Annotated in this window: 17 protein-coding genes and 1 pseudogene; 13 read left to right on the top strand and 5 right to left on the bottom strand. The window is 28.1% G+C overall.

Annotated features, from left to right (window positions below):
* Positions 1-160 precede the first annotated feature (160 nt).
* The gene (gene mutL, locus Q0K19_RS12360; protein WP_297248390.1) at positions 161-2,020 is read right to left on the bottom strand and encodes a DNA mismatch repair endonuclease MutL; all 1,860 of its coding nucleotides are present in this window, start codon (positions 2,018-2,020) and stop codon (positions 161-163) included.
* Between the two features lie 284 nt (positions 2,021-2,304).
* Between mutL and Q0K19_RS12355 the strand changes: the two genes are divergently transcribed.
* The 4 genes from Q0K19_RS12355 to Q0K19_RS12340 all read left to right on the top strand — a co-directional run bounded on the left by Q0K19_RS12355 (position 2,305) and on the right by Q0K19_RS12340 (position 6,176).
* Positions 2,305-3,492 carry an acetyl-CoA C-acetyltransferase gene (locus Q0K19_RS12355; RefSeq protein WP_297248387.1) on the top strand — a complete coding sequence of 396 codons (1,188 nt, stop codon included), beginning with the start codon at positions 2,305-2,307 and terminating at the stop codon, positions 3,490-3,492.
* A 178-nt stretch (positions 3,493-3,670) separates the two neighbouring features.
* Positions 3,671-4,447 (top strand): enoyl-CoA hydratase-related protein, encoded by a 777-nt coding sequence (locus Q0K19_RS12350; protein ID WP_297248385.1) that lies wholly within the window; start codon positions 3,671-3,673, stop codon positions 4,445-4,447.
* 80 nt (positions 4,448-4,527) lie between these two features.
* Entirely contained in the window at positions 4,528-5,370 is an 843-nt protein-coding gene (locus tag Q0K19_RS12345; RefSeq protein ID WP_297248382.1) for a 3-hydroxyacyl-CoA dehydrogenase NAD-binding domain-containing protein, read from the top strand.
* Between the two features lie 431 nt (positions 5,371-5,801).
* Positions 5,802-6,176, top strand: a complete 375-nt coding sequence (locus Q0K19_RS12340; protein ID WP_297248380.1) for a group III truncated hemoglobin — start codon at positions 5,802-5,804, stop codon at positions 6,174-6,176.
* Positions 6,177-6,229: 53 nt separating this feature from the next.
* Here Q0K19_RS12340 and Q0K19_RS12335 read toward each other — a convergent pair whose 3' ends face one another.
* Together Q0K19_RS12335 and Q0K19_RS12330 are read right to left on the bottom strand one after the other, a co-directional pair.
* Positions 6,230-6,565 (bottom strand): MarR family transcriptional regulator, encoded by a 336-nt coding sequence (locus Q0K19_RS12335; RefSeq protein ID WP_297248392.1) that lies wholly within the window; start codon positions 6,563-6,565, stop codon positions 6,230-6,232.
* Positions 6,566-6,733: 168 nt separating this feature from the next.
* Positions 6,734-7,579 carry an MBL fold metallo-hydrolase gene (locus tag Q0K19_RS12330; RefSeq protein ID WP_367172169.1) on the bottom strand — a complete coding sequence of 282 codons (846 nt, stop codon included), beginning with the start codon at positions 7,577-7,579 and terminating at the stop codon, positions 6,734-6,736.
* Positions 7,580-7,738: 159 nt separating this feature from the next.
* Here Q0K19_RS12330 and Q0K19_RS12325 point away from each other — a divergent pair, with 159 nt between their 5' ends.
* The 8 genes and pseudogenes from Q0K19_RS12325 (at position 7,739) to Q0K19_RS12280 (ending at position 17,486) form a co-directional block, all read left to right on the top strand.
* Positions 7,739-8,887: an ankyrin repeat domain-containing protein gene (locus tag Q0K19_RS12325; RefSeq protein WP_297248377.1), complete on the top strand. Its 1,149-nt coding sequence runs from the start codon at positions 7,739-7,741 to the stop codon at positions 8,885-8,887.
* 231 nt (positions 8,888-9,118) lie between these two features.
* Entirely contained in the window at positions 9,119-10,006 is an 888-nt protein-coding gene (locus Q0K19_RS12320) for a DUF58 domain-containing protein (RefSeq protein WP_297248375.1), read from the top strand.
* A 15-nt stretch (positions 10,007-10,021) separates the two neighbouring features.
* Positions 10,022-11,362 (top strand): annotated as a pseudogene (locus tag Q0K19_RS15435) (MATE family efflux transporter).
* 127 nt (positions 11,363-11,489) lie between these two features.
* A complete protein-coding gene (locus Q0K19_RS12300; protein ID WP_297248367.1) occupies positions 11,490-12,407 on the top strand; it encodes an Rpn family recombination-promoting nuclease/putative transposase in 918 nt (305 codons plus the stop codon).
* A gap of 155 nt (positions 12,408-12,562) precedes the next feature.
* On the top strand, positions 12,563-13,366 hold the full coding sequence (locus tag Q0K19_RS12295) for a DUF4037 domain-containing protein (RefSeq protein WP_297248365.1): 804 nt from the start codon (positions 12,563-12,565) through the stop codon (positions 13,364-13,366).
* A gap of 110 nt (positions 13,367-13,476) precedes the next feature.
* Positions 13,477-14,496: a phenylalanine--tRNA ligase subunit alpha gene (gene pheS, locus Q0K19_RS12290; protein ID WP_297248363.1), complete on the top strand. Its 1,020-nt coding sequence runs from the start codon at positions 13,477-13,479 to the stop codon at positions 14,494-14,496.
* A 146-nt stretch (positions 14,497-14,642) separates the two neighbouring features.
* Positions 14,643-17,066 (top strand): phenylalanine--tRNA ligase subunit beta, encoded by a 2,424-nt coding sequence (gene pheT / locus Q0K19_RS12285; RefSeq protein WP_297248361.1) that lies wholly within the window; start codon positions 14,643-14,645, stop codon positions 17,064-17,066.
* Between the two features lie 21 nt (positions 17,067-17,087).
* Positions 17,088-17,486: a phosphoribosyltransferase gene (locus tag Q0K19_RS12280; protein ID WP_012669679.1), complete on the top strand. Its 399-nt coding sequence runs from the start codon at positions 17,088-17,090 to the stop codon at positions 17,484-17,486.
* Between the two features lie 245 nt (positions 17,487-17,731).
* On the opposite strand, the gene Q0K19_RS12275 is transcribed toward Q0K19_RS12280, so the two are convergent.
* Positions 17,732-18,664 (bottom strand): Rpn family recombination-promoting nuclease/putative transposase, encoded by a 933-nt coding sequence (locus Q0K19_RS12275; protein ID WP_297248357.1) that lies wholly within the window; start codon positions 18,662-18,664, stop codon positions 17,732-17,734.
* Positions 18,665-18,956: 292 nt separating this feature from the next.
* On the opposite strand from Q0K19_RS12275, the gene uvrC reads away from it, so the two are divergent.
* A complete protein-coding gene (uvrC, locus tag Q0K19_RS12270; protein ID WP_297248355.1) occupies positions 18,957-20,798 on the top strand; it encodes an excinuclease ABC subunit UvrC in 1,842 nt (613 codons plus the stop codon).
* Positions 20,799-20,814: 16 nt separating this feature from the next.
* Here the strand turns inward: uvrC and Q0K19_RS12265 are convergent, their stop codons facing one another.
* Positions 20,815-21,933 carry an SPASM domain-containing protein gene (locus Q0K19_RS12265; RefSeq protein ID WP_297248353.1) on the bottom strand — a complete coding sequence of 373 codons (1,119 nt, stop codon included), beginning with the start codon at positions 21,931-21,933 and terminating at the stop codon, positions 20,815-20,817.
* Between the last annotated feature and the right edge of the window lie 235 nt (positions 21,934-22,168).

Genomic DNA, 22,168 nt, shown 5'->3' with positions numbered 1-22,168 from the left:
TCTTTGGCAAACATATAACGCATAAAATAGTCATTCAAAACATTAATACTTCTCATAACTTTATTATACTAAATTAACTATAAATGTAAAGCTAATGTTGTAATCATAAATAACAAGCTATTTTTTAATAAGTTTATTATTAGTAAAATAATAAATTGTATTATCTAAAGAATTTTTTATCTAAATATTCTTTTGATAGCCTTAATACAAAAGGTCTTCCATGAGGACAGTTTGTAAGTATATTTTCTTCTTCAAGCAAATCAAGCAATGTCTGCATATCGCTGTTTGAAAGTTTATCTCCAGCCTTTGGAGAATATTTGCAGGATATAGTAGAGCAGGTATGTTTTATAACTTTTTCTAAATTGTTATTGTCGCCCTTTGAAATGTATATATCCAAAATATCTTTTATGATTTTTTCAATTTTTTGATTTCTAGGAATGTATATTGGTATATCTTCTATTATAATGCTATGTTTTGAATTAGCTTCAAATTTTATTCCTAATGATTCTATTGATTCTTTTGAAGCATTTAAAATATCAATTTCATAATCTCTGTACTCAATTTCACAAGGTATAAGAAGTTTTTCATATTCTATTTTTTTTGACATAAGAGTTTTGTATATTCTCTCATAATTAAGCCTTTCATAAGCGGCATGCTGATCTATTATATACATTTCTCCGCCTCTTTCAGCTACTATATATGATGAAAATACCTGTCCTATGGCCCTTGTATACTCTCCAAATTCTATATTATTGTATGTAAAATTATTGTTATTTAAATTTATTTCTTTATTAATACTATTTTCTTCTATTATATTGTCATTTATATTGCTATTTTCTACATTTAAATCATCTTTATTATAATTATTATTTGAATAGCTTGTATTATCATATTTTATTTCATTTGCTGATTCAGTATTATAATTTGAAGTATTATATGTATTGTAATTATTATTCTGCTGTATAGGAAAAGTAGGGGTAATATCTTTATCAATATCCACTTCTATATTAACAGAATCAAAATTATTTCCTGAATTTATATTGTTTACTATGGTATTATACAGTATTCCTGAAATCTCTCTTTCATTTTTTATTCTAACTTCCTTTTTACTAGGGTGAACATTCACATCTATTTTACTGCTATCTATATTTATGTATAGGAAAAAGAAAGGGTATCTCTCTTTAGGTATAGCATTTGAATATGCATTTTTTATGGCATAAGCAAGAACTCTATTCTCTATAGGTCTATTATTTAAGAATATAAAATTATTCTTTCTCATAGATTGGCTTATTTTAGAATTTGAAAATAAACCGTATATTAATACATCGTCTTTTTCTATTTCAATTTCTATTAAATTTCTAAATACATTGCTGTCAGACAAATAATTTTCTATTCTTTCTTTTAGAGTATCCACTTTTATATATGAACTTACAACCTTACCATTATTTTTAAGTTTCATAGATATTTTAGGCTGAACCAATGCTTCCATATCAAAAACTTCTTTAACTAAGAAAAACTCTCTTGAAATATGTTTTAAGAATTTATATCTAGCTGGAATATTAAAAAATAAATTTTTAGCTATGATTTTTGTTCCTTGTGAAGCAGCGGCAGGTTTATGTTCTATTATTTTACCACCTTCCACTATTATTTTTCCTCCATTGCTTTCTTCTACGCTCTTTGAAACTATTTCTAAATTTGTAACATCCGATATAGAAGCTAAAGCCTCACCCCTAAAACCAAGAGTATATATAGAGTCCAAATCTTCTATAGAATGTATTTTACTTGTGGCATGATGAGTTATAGCCAAAGGAAGCTCATCAAATCTTATTCCATTGCCGTCATCTTCTACTATCATAGATTTAATACCTGCTTCTTCTACAGAAACTTCTATATTTGAAGCCCCTGAATCTATGGCATTTTCTAGTAATTCCTTGAGCATAGAAGAAGGTCTTTCTATAACTTCTCCTGCAGCTATACGATTAGCTACTGATTGAGGTAATTTTATAATATTTTTAATCATAGTTTATATATTTTATCATAAAAACTAATAAAAAGATATAATAGTTATATATCTAATTAGGTATATAGTATATGTATAAATTATAATATATAATTTTCATAATTATGTACTAATGATATTTTTATTTTAATTAATTTATTAACTAAAATAAGCAAATAATATACTATAGTCAGGTATTATAAAAAAAATATAAAGAATTAATTGAAATTGATAAAAAAATGTACTATACTGAAAGCAACACATTAATAGAAATGTGGAATTTAATAATTCTTTGGAGATTAAAAATGTCTAGAAAAATAGTAATAGCTAGTGCTTGCCGTACAGCAATAGGAAGTATGGGCGGATCTTTAAGTACAGTTCCAGCTGCAGAGTTGGGTGCAGTAGTAATAAAAGAAGCTTTGAATAGAGCTAAAGTAGCTCCTAATCAAGTTGATATGGTATATATGGGTTGTGTTATACAAGCATCACAAGGTCAGAACGTTGCTCGTCAAAGTTCTATAAAAGCAGGATTACCAGTAGAAGTACCTGCTATGACAATAAATGTTGTTTGCGGTTCAGGACTTGATGCAGTAAATATGGCTGCTAATATGATAGCTGCTGGAAATGCTGATATAGTTGTTGCAGGCGGTACAGAAAATATGTCATTAGCTCCTTATGCTCTTAAAAAAGCTCGTTATGGTTACAGACTTGGTAATGATACAGTAATAGATACTATGGTTCATGATGCTTTAACAGATGCATTTAATAATTACCATATGGGTATTACAGCAGAAAACGTTTGCGATGATTGGAAACTTACTCGTGAAGAATTAGATGCATTTGCTGCTAATTCTCAGCAGAAAGCAATTAAAGCTCAGGAAGCTGGTGCTTTCAAAAAAGAAATAGTACCTGTAACTATCAAAACTAAAAAAGGCGATATAGTATTTGATAAAGATGAAGGCCCTAGAGCTGGAACTACAGTAGAAAGTTTAGCTAAATTAAAACCAGCATTCAAACCAGATGGCGGAAGAGTAACTGCAGGTAATTCTTCTAGTATTAATGATGGAGCTGCTGCTGTAGTAGTAATGAGCGAAGAAAAAGCTAAAGAATTAGGTATTAAACCTATGGCTACTTGGATTGCAGGCGGTTTGGCTGGTGTTGAACCTAGAATTATGGGTATCGGACCAGTTGCAGCTACTAAAAAAGTAATGGCTAAAACAGGTTTAACTATTAAAGATTTTGATATCATTGAATCTAATGAAGCTTTCGCAGCTCAATCAGTTGCTGTTGGTAAAGAATTAGGTATCGATGTAGAAAAACAGCTTAACCCTAATGGCGGTGCTATAGCTTTAGGACACCCAGTAGGTGCTTCTGGATGTAGAATACTTGTTACTTTACTCCATGAAATGGAAGCTAAAAATGCTAAGAGAGGACTTGCTACTCTTTGTATTGGCGGCGGTATGGGTTGTGCTACTATAGTAGAAAGAGAATAGTAAATAGTAATTTTTAATAATAGATAGTGTTTAAGTCTGATTTATTTAATGAAATAACTTTGAAAAAGTAAGGTTATTAAATACTAGCCTTTGTAGTGTGATTTCTTAATACAAAGGCTAGTATAGAAATATGAAATTATGCTTCATAATAATAATTTTATTGTGGTAAGGAGAAAAAATGGAATTTATTAAATATGAAGAAAAAGGTATGATTGGTATTATTACCATAAGCAGAGAAAAAGCTCTTAATGCTCTTAACTCTCAAGTTTTAGGTGAAATTGAAAAAGCTTTTGATGCAGTAGATGTTAACAATATAAGATGTTTAATATTAACAGGTGCTGGAGAGAAATCTTTTGTTGCTGGTGCTGATATAGCTGAAATGAGCACATGTACTAAAGCAGAAGGAGAAGCTTTTGGTAAAAAAGGAAATGATGTATTTAGAAAAATAGAAACTTTCCCTATTCCTGTAATAGCTGCAGTTAATGGATTTGCTTTAGGCGGCGGATGTGAAATTGCTATGAGCTGTGATATACGTATTTGTTCTGAAAATGCTATATTTGGTCAGCCTGAAGTTGGACTTGGTATTACTCCTGGTTTCGGAGGTACTCAAAGACTTCCTAGAATAGTTGGTGTTGGTATGGCTAAACAAATCATATATTCAGCTAAAAATATAAAAGCTGATGAGGCTTTAAGAATAGGTCTTGTTAATACTGTTTATCCTCAAGCAGATCTTATGGCTCAAGCTGAAAAATTGGCTAATGCTATAGCTGCTGCTGCTCCTATAGCTGTACGTAATTGTAAAAAAGCTATTAATGAGGGCTTACAAGTTGATATGGATAAAGCTATCGTTATAGAAGAAAAATTATTCGGTTCTTGTTTTGAAACTGAAGATCAAAAAGAAGGTATGAAAGCTTTCTTAGAAAAAAGAAAAGTTGAAAAATTTGTTAATAAATAATAAAATTTTAAAGCTATAAACAGTTAGCTATATAAAGTGGGTTTATAGCTGTAAATAATAAATAAAAAAGGAGTTATAAAATGAAAGTAGGTGTAATTGGTGCAGGTGCTATGGGTTCTGGTATAGCACAAGCTTTTGCTCAAACAGAAGGTTATGAAGTTTATTTATGTGATATAAAAGAAGAATTCGCTGCAGGCGGTAAAGAAAAAATCGCTAAAGGTTTTGCTGGAAGAGTTGCTAAAGGTAAAATGCAGCAGGCTGATGCTGATAAGATTTTGTCTAAAATTACTACTGGTTTAAAAGAGATTTGTAAAGATGCAGATTTAATTGTTGAAGCTGCTTTTGAAAATTTAGAAGTTAAAAAAACAACATTCTCTGAATTACATAAAATTTGTAAACCTGATTGTATTTTCTCTTCTAACACTTCTTCTCTTTCTATTACAGAAATAAGTGCTGGAATAGGCAGACCTGTTGTAGGTATGCATTTCTTTAACCCAGCTCCTGTTATGAAATTAGTTGAAGTTATTTCAGGTCTTAATACTCCTAGAGATATAGTTGAAAAAATCATTAAAATATCTGAAGAAATAGGAAAAACTCCTGTAGAAGTTAAAGAAACAGCTGGTTTCGTAGTTAACCGTATACTTGTTCCTATGATCAATGAAGGTATTGAATTATATTCTATGGGTATCGCTTCAGCTGAAGGTATTGACAATGCTATGAAATTAGGTGCTAATCACCCAATGGGACCTTTAGCTTTAGGTGATTTAATAGGACTTGATATAGTTCTTGCTATTATGGAAGTTCTACAAAAAGAAACAGGTGATCCTAAATACAGACCTAGTGCTTTACTTAAAAAAATGGTTAGAGGCGGATTACTAGGACAGAAAACTGGAAAAGGTTTCTACGACTATACTAAGAAATAATATTATTTTTACTCATTTATATCAAAAATGCGGGTAAGATATACAAATTATCTTCCCGTATTTTTTTATTTTGATTTTTTATATAATATTATGTGAGAAGTGTAATATTTTATTTTTATTAATATAGTTGTTTAATATAATGAAATAATAATTAGAATAAAAATATCAAAATCGAGCCGAAGCCATTAAATTAATCCATTAGGCATAGGCAGCACAACAATAATAAAAAATATTAATTTGAACTATATATCTATTTTTATTTATATTTTATATAGTGCTATACTTAACAATAATATTAGTTTATAAATCTTTATAAAATTATCAAGAATTTGATAAGAATTATAGAAAAAAATTTATTATAGGACTATAATATATAATAATATTGAAATTTTTTATTATATTATATATAAATAATAAAATGGGGATAAAATATGAAATACAATGAAATAAACAATGAAGGTGTAGAAAAGTTAATGGATATATTCTATGCCAAAATTAGAACACATGAACAATTGGGACCTATATTTAATGGGGCTGTTGGTATTGATGATGCTTCTTGGGAAAGACACAAAGAAAAAATAGCTAAATTTTGGAAGACTATGCTTTTGAATGAAAATTTATATATGGGAAATCCTGTACAGCCTCATATTAATTTACTTCCTTTTGATATTAAGCTTTTTGATGTTTGGCTTGATTTGTTTAAAGAATGCTTAAATCAAGTATTTGAAGAAAAACCGGCTGAACATTTCTATGAAGTTGCTTGCAATATAGCTAAAAATTTCAAAGCAGTATTATTTCAGCAATAAATGATATTTCAAGGTGAAGGATAATTTTATAATATAGCCATTATCCTTTGCCTTTATACATCTGATATATTTTTTCTTATTTTCTCCAATATAGATATAAATTTATCTGTATCTTCTTCGCTTAATTCTTTTACTATATTTTCTAAAACTTTATTTTCATAAGTTTCCATAATAGGAAGCTTTTCTTTTGCTTTATCTGTTAGAAATAATGAAAAGGCTCTTTTATCAAGTTTATTTTCTTTTCTAATTATAAAAGATTTTGATTCCAATTTGTCTATCATCGCTTTTACGGTATTTTGATCTTTATCGAGTCTGAATGATAATTCTTTTTGAGATATTCCTTCTTCTTTTGCAAGTTCTTTTAATACTATTAACTGTTCAGGTGTAATATCAAATTCATTTATTTGTTTGCCTATATACTGATATATTTTTCTGGCAGTATAACAGACATCATATCCTATATTTTTAATATTAAACTCCTAATATAAAAAATGCTATCATAAACTAATATTATGATAGCATATATTTTGTTTTTTGTTAATAATTTCAGCTGTTTTTTATTTATTTAATTCTTTTTCAGCTCTTTCTATTAAGGAATTTAAATATTTTTCCATATTCTCTTTTGACATAATGAATGGATTTTGTTCATTTGCTTTTAGATTGCCTGCTTTTTCTAAATTAGCATATCCATTGTCAGCGAATAGATGTGCTGTTAATGATACAGATGCATTTCTTGATATAGCTTCTTTTTTGAAATATTCAGCTGAAGTTTTATATTTTGATACTAAATCTCTATCTTTTGGAAGTCCTGTGCCTCCCCAAAGTACAGCAGTATATTCTTTTCCTCTGAATTTTACAGGAAATATAAAAGAAGTGCATCCTGCGGTATGACCAGGTGTTTCTAATATAGTTATGCTTGTATCTCCTAGTTTTATTATATCTTTATCTTTTGAATATATATCAACTTTTGTTTTTGGAGAACGAGGAGAATTAGCTCCTGTGTTTAAATTGTACATTAAATCAGTGTCTGTTTTTGTAAGTATAACTTTAGCACCGTATTTTTCTCTTAAATATTTAGCTCCGCCATAATGATCTCCATGTCCATGACTCAATATTATATATTTCAATTGTTTTGGGTCTAATCCGAAGCCTTTAATTCCATCTTCTATAAGTTTAGAATCTCTGTCATCCCACATAGAATCTATCAATATTAAGCCGTCTGATGTACTTATTACCCAAGCGACAACGCTCACAGAACCTATACAATATACATTATCAAATACTTTAGTTGGTTTTAAAGGAGTATTATCGTTTAGGTAATCCATTGGAGTCTTTTCAGCTGCAAACAGTGAAAAAATTAATATTAAATAAATGAAAAAAGTTTTTTGCCAAAATAATATGATTTATACCTCCTTATCTATTTAAATGATAATACGTATACGTACTAATATCAATATGAATAATTGTTTTTTATGAAAAAAAATGAAAAAATTATATAATAGTGATTATAATAATATTTTATATATGTTATAATGATGCAATCTTATGCTTTGGAAAGTATTATGTTAAGAAAGTCATTAATTATAATTTTTCTTTTTATTGCTGGTATATTATATTCTCAGGAATCGCAGGACCCTCCTGTAAGCATACCAATAATAAAAGCTATAGCCAATAACGATATCAAAACTTTACAAAAATTGATAGAAGATGGAGCAGATGTAAATGTTAAAGATGCTGAAGGAAATACTCCTCTTATATGGGGGGCACTCCTTGGTTTTGATAAGATTGTAGAGGAATTATTATCAAATGGCGCTGATATTAATATGGGCAATAGTTTTGGAAATACTCCTGTAATGGCTGCTGTATTAGAGGGTAAAACTAGTACAGTAAGGATTTTAATATCAGAAGGAGCTGATTTAAATTTAAAAAATAAAGATGGCTGGACTGCTGTAATGTGGGCTTGTGTTAATGGGAATTTATCTATTCTAAAAATGCTCATTAATGCAAGGGCTCAAGTAGATATAAAAGATGTTAATGGAAGTACTCCTTTGATGGTGGCTTCAGACAGCGGATATGCTGATATTGTAAGAGAGCTTATAAAATTAGACGTTAATGTTAATGAAAAGAATAAATTTGGTGATACTGCAATAATGATGGGAGCCATTATTGGAGATGTTAGTATCGTAAGAGAATTAATAAAAGCTGGTGCAAATATAAATGAAAAAGGTTCTAATGGCGGATCTGCTTTAATATATGCTGCTAGATTTGGAAGAACAGATGTAGTAAGAGAATTATTAAAGAATAACGCTGATATTAATATAACAGCTGATGATGGTACTTCTCCCATATTAGCTGCATGTATAGACGGACATAGTGATATTGTGAAAGAATTAATAAAAAATAAAGCTGATATTAATAAAGCTGATAAAGTGGGATATCGTCCATTGATAGTTTCTGCTATAGAGGATCATATAGTAATAGTTGAAGCTTTATTAGAGGCTGGTGCTGATATTGAAGCTACTACTAATGAAGGATATACTGCATTAATGGGTGCTGCTATTAGAGGAAATTTGGAAATGGCACAGGTTTTACTAGATGCAGGAGCTGATATAAATCATAAGGCACAAAATGGAAAAACAGCGTTAAGTATGGCTAAGGAAAAAGAACAGGAAGAGATGGTTAATTTTCTTAAAGCCAATGGTGCAAAGTAATTTTTTAATATCAGAAATACAAATATAAAAAGTAAGTTAGTTTATTATAAGCTTATTGTAGATACATAAAAAGATTAATAATATTGATTAAATAATTTATTTGATATTTGTGTATGAATCTTACAACAATTAAAATTATGATTTTTAATCATTCATTATGATTAATGGGTATTGTTTTTTTACTGATTAATAATATAATACTATTCACAATAAAAAATAATTAGGGTATTAATGTTTAAAGACAGCAATATAACAACTCAGGATTTACTTAGATCCGTAAGACAGATAGAAATAAAAACTTCAAAAATAGTTAACTCTTATTTTGCAGGACAGTATCATTCTGCTTTCAAAGGTCAGGGTATAGAGTTTGATGAAGTAAGAAAATATACTATAGGCGATGATGTAAGGGCTATGGACTGGAAGGTTAGTGCTAGATATAATGAGCCTTTCATTAAGCGTTTCAGAGAGGAGCGAGAACTTAGCGTTGTAATACTTGCAGATTTTTCGGCTTCTACAGATTTCGGATTCACTAAAACAAAACATAATTTAATAGTAGAGCTTAGTGCATTGCTTAGCTTTTCGGCTTTAAAAAATAATGATAAAGTAGGACTTTTAATATTTACCGATACCGTAGAGAAATTCATTCCTTTAAATAAAGGTAAAAATCATGTACTTAGAATAATAAGAGAGCTTATAGAATTCAACCCTAAAAGTACACAGACTAATGTAGCTAATGCTTTAGAATATTTCAATAGAATACAAAAAAGAGACAGTATTACTTTTTTAATTACAGATGCCTGTTCTGAACTTCCAAAAAAAGAAATAGATATTACAAGAAAAAAACATGATTTTATAGTATGCTTAGTTAATGATAGCTTGGAGTATCATCTCCCTAGTTTGGGAGGTACTTTAGTATTGTCCGATTTAGAAAATGATGATTATGTTTATTTTGATATGTCAAATAAAAAAATAAGAGAAGAATATTTTAATGAACAGAATAGAATTATGGAAGAAAGACTCAATTTTTTGAAAAGAAATTCTATAGAGCGTATAGTTCTTGATACTTCCAGCGATTATGTTAATGATGTAATGAAGTTTTTTGTCAAGAGAAGAAGATAAATTTTAGGATTTATTATGACAAAAGATATGACTGTCGGCAGTCCATTCAAAACTATAATATATTTCTCCATACCAATGCTTATAGGAGGAATATTTCAGCAGTTTTACGGTGTTGCAGATACTATTATAATAGGTAAATTTGCAGGTTCTAGGGCTTTAGCTTCTATAGGGGCCACAACTTCTACTATGTTTTTTTCTTATCATTTGCGGTAGGCTTTACAAATGCATTTGCTATAGTTATGGGGCAGTTTTTCGGTGCTAAAAATGATAATATGCTTAGAAAAACTTTTTAAACTCTATTTATGTAACATTGGGAAGTTCTTTAATACTTTTGATATTCGGTTTATTTTTTTCAAAGCCTTTGATGATTCTTTTAAAAACTCCTGATGATATAATAGAAAACTCCATAATTTATTTGAGAATATGCGTAGGCTTGTCATTCGGACAGCTTTTCTATAATGGTGCAGCTAGTATATTGAGGGCTTTGGGAGACAGTAAAACTCCTTTATATTTCTTAATACTAACAACTGTACTTAATATTATATTAGATTTAATTTTCGTAGTTTTATTAAATATGAATGTTGCCGGTGTTGCAATAGCCACTGTAATATCTCAAATGATTTCAGCTTTTTTGAGTATACTCTATATTATAAAGAAATTTCCTATCTTGAAATTTAGTAAAGATGATATGTCATTTGATTCTAATAATTTACTTATGATAATAAAAATAGGTTTGTCTATGAGTGTACAGGCTATATTCTTATCAATAGGCGAGATGATTATAAGCGGTGTAGTTAATACTTTTGGTACTAATGTTGTGGCATCATATACTACAGGAAACAGAATAAATCAATTTGCTTCTATGGCATTTTTTGTTATTTCGGAAGCCTTTGCCGTATACACTGCACAAAATTTCGGAGCAGGTAAGATTGACAGAATAAAATCAGGTTTTAAAAGCATAATATTACTTTCTTTATCATTGAGCATATTAGCTACTGTAATAATATTTTTATTCGGCGATCATTTAGTTAGAATATTCATATCAAGTAATGATGAATATATAGATATAATATCAGAAATATGTAAGGGTTATTTAAGAATATCTTCTTTATTCTACCCATTTTTTTGGGTATAATAGTTTTATATAATAATTCTGTAAGAGCCATAGGAAAAGCATTGATTCCTTTAATATCCGGAATTACAGAAATTATTATTAAAATAGGAGGTTCTTTGCTTTTATCAATACCTTTCGGATATATAGGAGTATGGTTTGCAAATCCTGTAGGCTGGGCTCTTGGTATAATTCCTACATGCATATATTTTCATAAATACGCTTTTAAAATTAAAAATAATTGAATATTGTGAAGATGATAAACTGTATACAGAAATTTCTATATTTAATTGATAATATTTATTAGTTAGCATGTAATTTTATTTTAAGCTTTATTTTGACAAATTGAAATGTTTTTAGTATAATAAAAGTATGAAAGAGATTAACAGACTTAATGATTTATTTGTACGATATCTAATCGGAAAAGAGGGAGATGAAGATATATTAGAAAATATTGTTAATGCTGTTTTGAATGATGCAGGTCTTGAATCTGTAAGCAATCTTGAAATAATTAATCCTTATAACTTACCTGAAAATGAAAATTTAAAAGAGTCTATATTAGATGTTAAAGCAAAAACTAAAGATGGTAAAAAGATACTTATTGAAATACAGTTGGTAGGAAATAATAATTTTATAAAAAGAATATTATATTACATAGCTAAAAATATAGCTTCAGAATTAAAAGAAAGTGATTTGTATATTAATATAAGTCAGATGATTAGTATTAGTTTTATCAATTTTAATTTAGATATTGGAAGCGAAACTGACATAAGAAAAGAACATAAATGTTTGACATTTGCAGATATTTATAATCCTAATCTTAGATTAGACGATTTTCAGATACATTTTATAGAGATTAAGAGATTTGTAGAAATATTAAAAAATGCTAGTATAGATGACTATAATAAAAATAAACTTTTATCTTGGATTGATTTTTTTACTACTAAAGATTTAGAAAAAAGTATTAATAAGTTAATAGGAGGTAACATTATTATGCCTAAAGTTATAGATAAATATAAAAGATTTGTAGCTGATGAAAAAGAGATGTCCGCCTATAATGAAAGAGATACTTTTCTTTATGGACAAGCTGCTATGCTCCAGTATGAAAGAGAAGCAGGAAAAAAAGAGGGCATAGAGATAGGATTTCAAAAAGGCATAGAGCAAGGTATAGAACAAGGTGAAATAAACAGAGCAAAAATTATAGCATTGAATTTAAAAAATATGAATATGAATAATGAAGATATAAGCAGAATTACAGGTTTAACTATAGAAGAAATAAATAAGCTATAATAAACAAATTGTTATATAAGTATTTGTAAGTGCGGATATATTGTAAGCTAATAATTTTTTTATAATATAACTGTTAGATTATGTTAACTATTCTAAATATAGTAATTAATTCTTAAATATACAAATTATTAATATCTAAAAATTAGGATAAATTTATGAATGTAAATGATATTAATCATATTATAGAAGATTATATAAAAATAATGACTAAGAATAATAATATTGATTCTATAGTTTTATCAGGTTCAAAAACTAGCTTGATTAATGATGATATGTCGGATTATGATATTTATGTTTATTGTAAGGCTTCAGCAAAGAGCAGAGAAGATATGGACTCAAGAAAAGAGTTTGCTGATAAGTATGCATCTTACTCTGAAATAGGTAATGATTATTTTGAGCATGGCGATGAGATGATACTTAAAGAAAGCGGTATATGTTTGGATTTTATGTATAGAGATTTGTCTTGGATCGAAGGAGAGATGGAATATGTGTGGAGAGGATGCAATTCAAAAATAGGGTATACTACTGCTTTTTTATACAATATTAAACATTCTAATATACTTTATGATAAAGAAGGAAAATTCAAGAAATTTCAAGATGAATTAAACTTGGAATATCCTGAAAAATTAAAAGACAACATAATAGAAAAGAATTTCAATGTTATGTACGGCAAAAAAATAGCGTCATTTTATGAACAATTGGAGAAAGCTGTAAAAAGAAATGATATTGTAAGCATTAATCATAGAATTAGTGCTATATTATCATCATATTTTGATATTTTATTCGCTTTGAATAAGGAACTTCATGTGGGAGAGAAGAAACTTATACAGTATGCATTAAAATTATGCAGGAAAATACCCGATAATTTTGAGAAAGATATAAAAAATGTTATATTTTATGATGAAAATATTTTAGAAAAAGTTAAAATTCTTATTGAAAATATTCAAAAAATTTTGTAAATTATAACTCATAAATTTCATCAATATATTATATTATTTTTTTATTGTATTGAAAATAATTTTATGATATAATATTGTGGTATTTAATTTTGTTTTAATAGGAAAAATCAATGGAGAATCTAGAGGAGCTTCATAGCTTTTTAAAAAACAGCATAGAAAATGCTAATACTCAGGCAGAAATAGATGATATAAGGATTCGTTATTTAGGACGAAAGGGAAAGATAACAGAGCTTTTGAAAAGTTTATCTTCTATAGATAATATTGAGGAGAAAAAAGAGTTCGGTAAAAAGATTAATGAGATAAAGAACTACTGTGAGAATGCTTTATCCGAGAAGAAAAATGCAATATCCGAACAGGAATTTTTATCTTCTTTAGAGAAAAATAAAATAGATATAACTATGCCTGGAAGAAGACCTAAATCTGCAGGAATTAATCTTCTTACTAGAGTGGAAGAAGAAATAGTATCTATTTTAACAGAAATAGGTTTCAGAGTTGTAGAAGGTAATGAAATAGAAGATGATTTTCATAACTTTGAGGCATTAAATATCCCTTATTATCACCCTTCAAGAGATAGCCATGATTCTTTCTTTATCTCTAAAGAGCATGTATTAAGAACTCATACATCAGGTATGCAGATAAGAACTATGCTTGAAACACCTCCTCCTATAGCTGTAGTTTCTCCTGGTAAATGTGCTAGAAGAGATGCTATAGATTCAAAACATTCTCCTGTATTCCATCAAGTTGAAGGACTTATGGTTGATAAAGGAATAAGCTTTAATGATTTAAAAGGTATATTAGAATTGTTCTGTAAAAGAATGTTCGGAGATAAGACACAAATAAGATTGAGACCGGATTTTTTCCCATTCGTAGAGCCGGGTGCTGATTTGAGTGCCACTTGTGTAATATGCGGCGGAAGCGGATGTAAAACTTGCGGAGGAGAAGGCTGGCTTGAATTAATGGGTGCCGGTATGATTCATCCTAATGTATTTAAACATGTTGGTTATGATATAACTAAATATACAGGTTTTGCCTTTGGAATGGGTATAGAAAGAGTTGCAATGATTAAATACGGTATAACTGATATAAGAATGTTTTATGAAAATGATATAGATTTCTTAAAGCAATGGTAATAGTGAGCAGCAATATTTAATTAAGTAAGCCAAGAAGGCTGATTTATATATAATAGCAAAAAGCTGGCTTGAGCCTATTATAGGTAGAGCATAGCAAAAAAGCATACTAAAATATTTATAAGTGAATTAAGTTAGAGGATATAATAATGAGAGTTCCATTAAGTTGGCTAAAAGAATTTGTTAATTTAGACGGATTTAGCGTAGAGGAAATTGCCAAACAAATAACACTTGCAGGAAGTGAAATTTCATCAATAGAAACTACTGGAGGAGATATACCAGGCGTTATTATTGGTAAAATAGTATCTGTACATAAACATCCGGATGCAGATAAATTAAGTGTATGTAAAGTTGATGTTGGTGATGGAGATACGCTCTCAATAGTATGCGGTGCCCCTAATGTAAAAGAGGGTATATATGTTCCTATAGCTATGATAGGTGCTAAACTTCCAAATGGATTAACTATAAAAAAGGCTTCTATAAGAGGTTTTGAAAGTAATGGTATGATATGTTCCAGAACTGAATTAGGCTATGAAGAAGCTGAAGGTGTTTACGGAATTTGGATATTAGATGAGGATATAGAAAAAGTACATGCTGATAAAGACAGCATATTAGGTAATTCGCTTTCAACTATAGTAGGAAGCACAGATCATATATTCAATGTTGAAATCACAGCAAACAGAGGCGATTTAGTAAGTATTATAGGTTTTGCCAGAGAATGTTCTTTGGTTTTAGAAAGAAGAGTAAGCATTCCATCTGTTAATACTTATGATGCTGCAGGCGGTAATATAGATATAACAGTTGAAAATCAGGAAAGCTGCTATAAATATGTAGGAAGGCTTATCAAAGATATAACTGTTGGACCTTCTCCTGATTGGATGCAGAAAAGATTAAAAATGTGCGGAATTAATCCTATCAATAATATAGTAGACGTTACAAACTATGTTATGCTTGAATACGGACAGCCTTTGCATGCTTATGACTTTGATAAAATAAAAGACGGTAAAATAATAGTTAGAAATGCTAGAAACGGAGAAAAAATTACTTTACTTGACGGCAGAGAAATAGACCTTACAGATGATGTTTTAGTTATAGCTGACAGTGAAAAGCCTATAGGTGTTGCCGGAGTTATGGGCGGAGATAATACAAAAATTGAAAGCGAAACTAAAACTATTTTAATAGAAAGTGCATATTTTGATCATATAGCTGTGAAAAAATCTACAATAGCAACTAAGACAAAAACGGATGCTTCATACAGATTTGAAAGAGATATAGATCATACTCTTACTCTTGCAGCTTTGAATAGAGTTGTTGATTTAATAGTTACTTTAGATAATGGATGTAAAATAGCTTCAAGATCTAAAGAGGTTAATGTTAAGCAGTTTGATGCTAATATAATAGTATTTGACTGCGGACTTGTAAAAAGATATTTATGTCTTAATATGAATAAGATGGAAATATCTTCTATATTCAAAAGATATGGATTTAAAGCTGTAGCACTTGGAGAGAATAACCTTAAAGTAGAAATACCTTATTACAGACATGATTTATCTATAGCTGAGGATTTGATAGAGGAAATAGCTAGAGTTTACGGATATAATAATATATCTTCAAATGTACCTCATATCAAATGTAATCCTATAAATACAGATTATTCTGAAGTGAGCTTTGTTAAGCATAGAATGGCTTCTTACGGACTTTATGAAACTAAGCAGTATTCTATGGGCGATAGCAATATATTTAAGGCTATGGGAATAGAGGAAGAAAAACTTATAAAAGTAGTAAACCCATTAACTAATGAAATGGATGTTTTAAGACCTACAACTTTAGCATCTCTTCTTAATAGTGTTGCTTACAATCAGAATCATAGACATAAAAACGGTGCTTTATTTGAAGTAGGTAATATATTCTATAAAGAAAATGAAAACTTTATGGAAGAAAAGCATTTATCTGCTGTAATGTTCGGACTTTATCAGGAAAAATTATGGAATAAAGAAGCTAGAGCTTATGACTTCTTTGATATGAGCGGAGTTATTGAAGAGCTTTTAATAAGAGATTTAAAATGCACTGATTATAATTTAATACCTAAAGAGCATAAATGGTTTATACCAACTATGTCAGGTGAAATTGTTATATTTGGTGAGAAAATAGGTATCATTGGAAGACTTCATCCTAAACTTCTTAAACTTTTTGATATAAGCGGTGAAGTTTATTTCTTGGATATTGATATCAGAAAAACTTTGAAATTAGTTAAAGAGAGAGTTAAAAAACAGAAATTAAAAGATATAGGTAAATATCCTGCAGTATTCAGAGATTTAGCTTTGGTTTGCTCTAATAATATAGAGTTCAGCAAAGTTATTAAATCTATAAGTAAATTTAATAATATTATACAGAATGTTAGTGTAGTTGATAGATATGTAGGCGAACAGGTAGAAGAAGGAAAACAGTCAATTGCAATATCTATAACTTATTATGATCCTAATAAAACTTTAAGAGAAGAAGATATTAACAGTGTAGAAAAATCTTTGCTTGAAATGCTTAAAACAAGATTTGATATTAATTTAAGAGCTTAATTTGTAAAAGAGGTTTTTATAATGGAATACGATATAATCACTTGGGAAAATATAGATGAAGCTATAGAAGTATTAGCTAAACAAATAGAAGATTCTAAGATTCATTATGAAGTTATTTACGGATTGGCAAGAGGCGGATTAGTACCTGCTGTTATGCTTTCTCATAGACTTAAAATCCCTATGGTTTTAAATATGGAAGAAGTTTGGAGATTGAAAGTAAAGAATAAAGCCGCTTTAATAGTTGATGATATATCAGATACTGGTGAAACTCTAAAATATTTTGATGATCAGAAATTTGATATTGCCACTTTATTTGTAAGAGAGCATACAAGCAAAATAAAGCCTAGATATAGTTATAAAAATATTAATCATGATAATTGGCTTTTATTTCCTTGGGAGACTAAAGCATCTAGCAAATAATTATAAATATTTTAATTTTATAAATAAAACAAACATTTTCTTATATTTTATAGGATATGTTTGTTTTTTATATTTAAATACAATTAATATATACTAGAGATTTTTTATTTATATATAAAAAACTTGTTCGTAAATAGCTCCTGCCATTCTAAAGAATGTCAGGCACTCACAAGTTTTTTATTTCTTTATTTATATTCATAAAAAATTATTCGCTTAAATGTATACTAGATAAATTTAATAGACTCTCATAATTTTTTTATTTCTTCTATACTTAAACCTGTATTTTCACTTATGATTTTTATATCTATACCGGATTTTTTAAAATTTCTAGCTATTGATATTGCTTTATTTTTTTCGCCTTGTTCTATACCTTGTTCTATACCTTCAGTTATTCCTTCTTCTTTGGCTTTTTTTAAATCTAATTCTATACTTCTATCAAAGAAATATGCATCTATTTCACGTTTTTTATATTTATCCATTACAGGAGTATTATTGACGAAAGTATGGCATTTCTTTTCTACTTCTTCAAAGATAGTATTTTCTTTTATTAAATTTGACATATTTTCTCCTTTAAAGAATTTTACCCAGGAAATGAATTCTTTATGTATATTATCAAGATTTTCTATTTTTTTATTAATATTTTTAAAATTGAATTTAGGAAGCTCAATAAAGTGCAGCTGACAATGATCTGTAAGAATCTTATTATTATTTAATTCTTTCAATACATAACAATTATGAACTTTATCCTCATCTGTTAGTATGAAGTTTTTTATATTGATGCTTACAGTTGGTTTCAATTCATCATAAAATGAACCTCTGTTTAAACTGCTGCTATAATTATAAGCCCAATAATATAAAGCTCTTTTTATAAAATCTTCATTACCTCTGGATTGAATTTCTATTAATACTGTTATTCCGCTTTCTGTGATAGCTTTAATATCGACTATAGATTCTTTTTCATTGTAATTTTCTGCTATGTTAAATGGGTTTAAAATCTCAATTTTATTAAAAGTTTCAAAGTCTAAATCTTTAAATACTGCATTAATGAAATTCAAAGCTATGTTTTCATTGCCTTCATATGAAAATAAATAGCGTATAAAATAATCATTAATTCTATTTAAATTATTTATTGTAACTGTTTCATTTAATATTTGCTTTAATTTTTCCAAATCTTTCATAGTTTTATTATACTTAAATTAATTATAAATGTAAAGCTAGTATAATTTTATTTATTAATTTTGATATGTGATAATAAAATATTAGTTATAATGCTGGCTATTTATATTAATACTATTAAAATATTAGCCTTATTACTTGTACTATTTATAATTTTTAATTAAATTTTTATTTATATTGATTAACTATATATTAACCATTATAATATTAAAAATTATATAAAGTAATATATAATATACTTTTGCTTTGACAAAGTTTTTTATTTTATGTATAATTGATAAAAAGTTGAGAATTATGAATCAGGAAGTTAAAAGTTATATACATGATAAATTAAAACGTATTCCGGATAAGTCCGGAGTATATTTTATGAAGGACTCCAAATCCGAAATAATTTATATAGGTAAAGCAAAATCTTTAAAGAAAAGAGTTTCATCATATTTTAATAATTCAAATAAAGATGCTAAAACTACAGCATTAGTTGAGCATATAAGAGATATTGAATATATACTTACAGAAAATGAAGTTGAGGCTTTGATATTAGAAGCTGAGATGATAAGAAAGCATAAGCCTCATTATAATATACTTCTTAAAGATCAGAAATCATTTCCATTTATAGCCATCACAAATGAGCATTTTCCAAGAGTTATAAAGGCTAGAAATGTAATAGATAAAGATAATGCCAGAAAATATGAAAAGTATTATGGTCCTTATGTAGCTGCTGAAAGGGCTGACAATATAGTAAAGTTTATAATTGATAATTTCAAATTAAGAAGATGTAAATATGATTTTCCGCTTAAAAGACCTATAAGACCATGCCTTTATCATCATATAGGAAAATGTACTGCTCCTTGTGCAGATTTAATTAAAGAAGAAGATTATGATAAAACTATAGATGATGCTGTAATGGTGCTTGAGGGCAATGTTGATGAATTGGTGGCTAGATTAAAACAGGATATGTTTGTTCATGCTGAAAAGCTGGAGTTTGAAGCGGCCAAAGATTTGAGAGATAAAATTGACTTGCTTAAATATATAACAGTAGAGCAGAGTATTTATATTCCTGAAAGCGATGATATTGATATAATAGGAGCTTATGGAGAGAATGGCAATTATACTATAGTGATTTTATCTGTTAAAGGAGGTAAACTTGCAGACAGAAAAACTTTCAGTATGCAGTCTCCTAATGATGAAGATTATTATAATGAAAATAATATGTCTAAATATTCAGAAATACTCTCTGCATTCTTTACTCAATATTATACTCATGCCAATTTGATACCGGCTTCTATATCTACAGATTTTCCTCTTAATGATGTTGATATAATAAAAGATTATTTAAAGCAGGTTTCAGGAAGAGATGTTGATATAAAATTAGATAAAAGCAGAAAAGGTTTAATGGCAATAGCGAATGAAAATGCCAAACATTTATTCAAAGAAAAAGCATTGATTAGAGAAGTACCTTTAGGAATAACAAGACTTCAGGAAATATTCAAATTGAAAAAAGCTCCTAGCATAATAGAGTCTTTCGATATAGCACATATTCAGGGAAGCTATACTATGGCTGGTATGGTGCGATTTGTTAATGGCGTTTCTGATAATAAGAATTATAGAATATTTAATATGAAAACAGTTACAGGCATAGATGACTTCGCTTCAATAAAAGAGGCAGTTTACAGAAGATACAAAAGATTAAGAGATGAGAACCTTACTTTCCCAGATTTAATACTTATAGACGGCGGTAAAGGACAGCTTAATTCAGCTATAGAGGCATTGAAGGAACTCGATATAAAAGGTCAGCCTATAATGGCATTAGCTAAAAAGTTTGAGGAGATATATTTACCTAATAGAAATGAACCTGTACAGCTTAGCGATAATGAGCCTGCAAGATTATTTTTACAGAAGGTAAGAGATGAAACTCACAGATGGGTTAACAGCAGTCATGGTAAGAAAAGAAGCAGAGAGATGGTTAGAAGCGAACTTGAAAGCATAGAGGGAATAGGTAAGAAAACTATAGAGAAATTATATTCTCATTTTATAAATATAGACAATATAAAAAATGCATCATTTGAAAGCATTAGAAATATACCCGGAATAAGCTATAAAGCAGCAAATAATATATATGATCATTTTCATAAATAATTTATTTATAATTAAATTATCTTGATATCATCTTCCATACTATAGCCATATCATTTATAGCATAGTCAAGAAAATCTTTAAATCCGCAAAACTCTCCGCTTTCATCTATATACATATTGTTTTCCATTCTCTTGCATCCACAGTTGCATACTCTTTGATATTTACAAGAACGGCATAATGTATGTTTATCATCATTTATTCTGTTTGATTTTTCATTTATAAAGTCTTTTGCTTTACTGCTTGAATAAATCTGCATTAAATCATCTTCAGCTATATTGCCTATTTTATAATCATCTAAACAATAAAAGTCGCAAGGAAAAACATCTCCATTGCTTTCTATTATTATTTGATTTGTACATTTGCCGTTTATACCGCAAGTCATAGGAGGATAGCCGCCGAAAAATAATGGAATGATATTGTCAAAGAACTGTATGCTGTAATAATTATTATTAAAAAAATCTTCTTTCCATAATGAAAATATTTCTTTATAGAAGTTTGAAAACTCTTTAGGTTTTATAGAATATTCCGTGCTAGGTGAATTCATTTCAGATAGGCAAGGTATGAACTGAGTATATTTAATATTGAGCTTTTTTATTTTTTTGTATATGTCTTTATGATATTTTGATAATTCAGATGTGAGAACTGTAAGTATATTGTATTCTACATTAAACGCATCGAATAATTTTTTAGTTTCTAATACTCTGCTGTAAGTATCATTATTACTTTTATCTACTCTATAATTATCATGTATATCTTTTATTATATCTAGTGAAAGCCCTACCAAAAAATTATTTTCTTTGAATAATTTGCACCATTTATCATCTATCAAGAGTCCATTAGTTTGTATGCTGTAATTTATATTGATATTTTTTTTATTGCTTATATTCACATAATCTATAAACGATTTAAAATATTCAAAACCAGCTACTGTAGGTTCTCCGCCCTGAAATGAAAACAATGCATTTTTATCAGCATTTTGAAGAACTTTATCTATTATAGCTTTCATCACTTTTTCAGTCATAATGCCATTATTTTCTATTTTTCTGTTTTTGGCTTCATCTATATAAAAGCAGTATTTACAATTTATATTGCATAAAGATGATGATGGTTTGATTAAAACTGATACATTATTCATAGGGTTTATCTTAATACATAATTTTATAAATTTCAATATATTTGTATGTATTATAATATTTATGTAATTTATATATATTCATTGTATAATAAATGTAAACTGTATTTTGTATATTAATATGATATGTTTTTTACAAAAAAATATATATTTTGCTTGATTTTTTTTTTTTTTTTTTTATTATAGTGCTCATTTCCGATATTAAGGAGTATTATATTAAAAAAAATATTCTTGTTGT

It is taken from the genome of uncultured Brachyspira sp. (assembly GCF_944393015.1).
Lineage (GTDB): Bacteria > Spirochaetota > Brachyspiria > Brachyspirales > Brachyspiraceae > Brachyspira.
This window is presented reverse-complemented; position numbering and strand designations above follow the sequence as displayed.

What these genes read in the sequence shown, in the direction of transcription:
- Q0K19_RS12355 (WP_297248387.1), top strand. Translation starts at nt 2,305, where the DNA reads ATGTCTAGAAAAATAGTAATAGCTAGTGCTTGCCGTACAGCAATAGGA.
- uvrC (WP_297248355.1), top strand. Translation starts at nt 18,957, where the DNA reads ATGAATCAGGAAGTTAAAAGTTATATACATGATAAATTAAAACGTATT.
- Q0K19_RS12295 (WP_297248365.1), top strand. Translation starts at nt 12,563, where the DNA reads ATGAATGTAAATGATATTAATCATATTATAGAAGATTATATAAAAATA.
- mutL (WP_297248390.1), bottom strand. Translation starts at nt 2,020, where the DNA reads ATGATTAAAAATATTATAAAATTACCTCAATCAGTAGCTAATCGTATA.
- pheS (WP_297248363.1), top strand. Translation starts at nt 13,477, where the DNA reads ATGGAGAATCTAGAGGAGCTTCATAGCTTTTTAAAAAACAGCATAGAA.
- Q0K19_RS12300 (WP_297248367.1), top strand. Translation starts at nt 11,490, where the DNA reads ATGAAAGAGATTAACAGACTTAATGATTTATTTGTACGATATCTAATC.
- Q0K19_RS12350 (WP_297248385.1), top strand. Translation starts at nt 3,671, where the DNA reads ATGGAATTTATTAAATATGAAGAAAAAGGTATGATTGGTATTATTACC.
- Q0K19_RS12345 (WP_297248382.1), top strand. Translation starts at nt 4,528, where the DNA reads ATGAAAGTAGGTGTAATTGGTGCAGGTGCTATGGGTTCTGGTATAGCA.
- Q0K19_RS12340 (WP_297248380.1), top strand. Translation starts at nt 5,802, where the DNA reads ATGAAATACAATGAAATAAACAATGAAGGTGTAGAAAAGTTAATGGAT.
- Q0K19_RS12325 (WP_297248377.1), top strand. Translation starts at nt 7,739, where the DNA reads ATGTTAAGAAAGTCATTAATTATAATTTTTCTTTTTATTGCTGGTATA.
- Q0K19_RS12275 (WP_297248357.1), bottom strand. Translation starts at nt 18,664, where the DNA reads ATGAAAGATTTGGAAAAATTAAAGCAAATATTAAATGAAACAGTTACA.
- Q0K19_RS12265 (WP_297248353.1), bottom strand. Translation starts at nt 21,933, where the DNA reads ATGAATAATGTATCAGTTTTAATCAAACCATCATCATCTTTATGCAAT.
- pheT (WP_297248361.1), top strand. Translation starts at nt 14,643, where the DNA reads ATGAGAGTTCCATTAAGTTGGCTAAAAGAATTTGTTAATTTAGACGGA.
- Q0K19_RS12280 (WP_012669679.1), top strand. Translation starts at nt 17,088, where the DNA reads ATGGAATACGATATAATCACTTGGGAAAATATAGATGAAGCTATAGAA.
- Q0K19_RS12320 (WP_297248375.1), top strand. Translation starts at nt 9,119, where the DNA reads ATGTTTAAAGACAGCAATATAACAACTCAGGATTTACTTAGATCCGTA.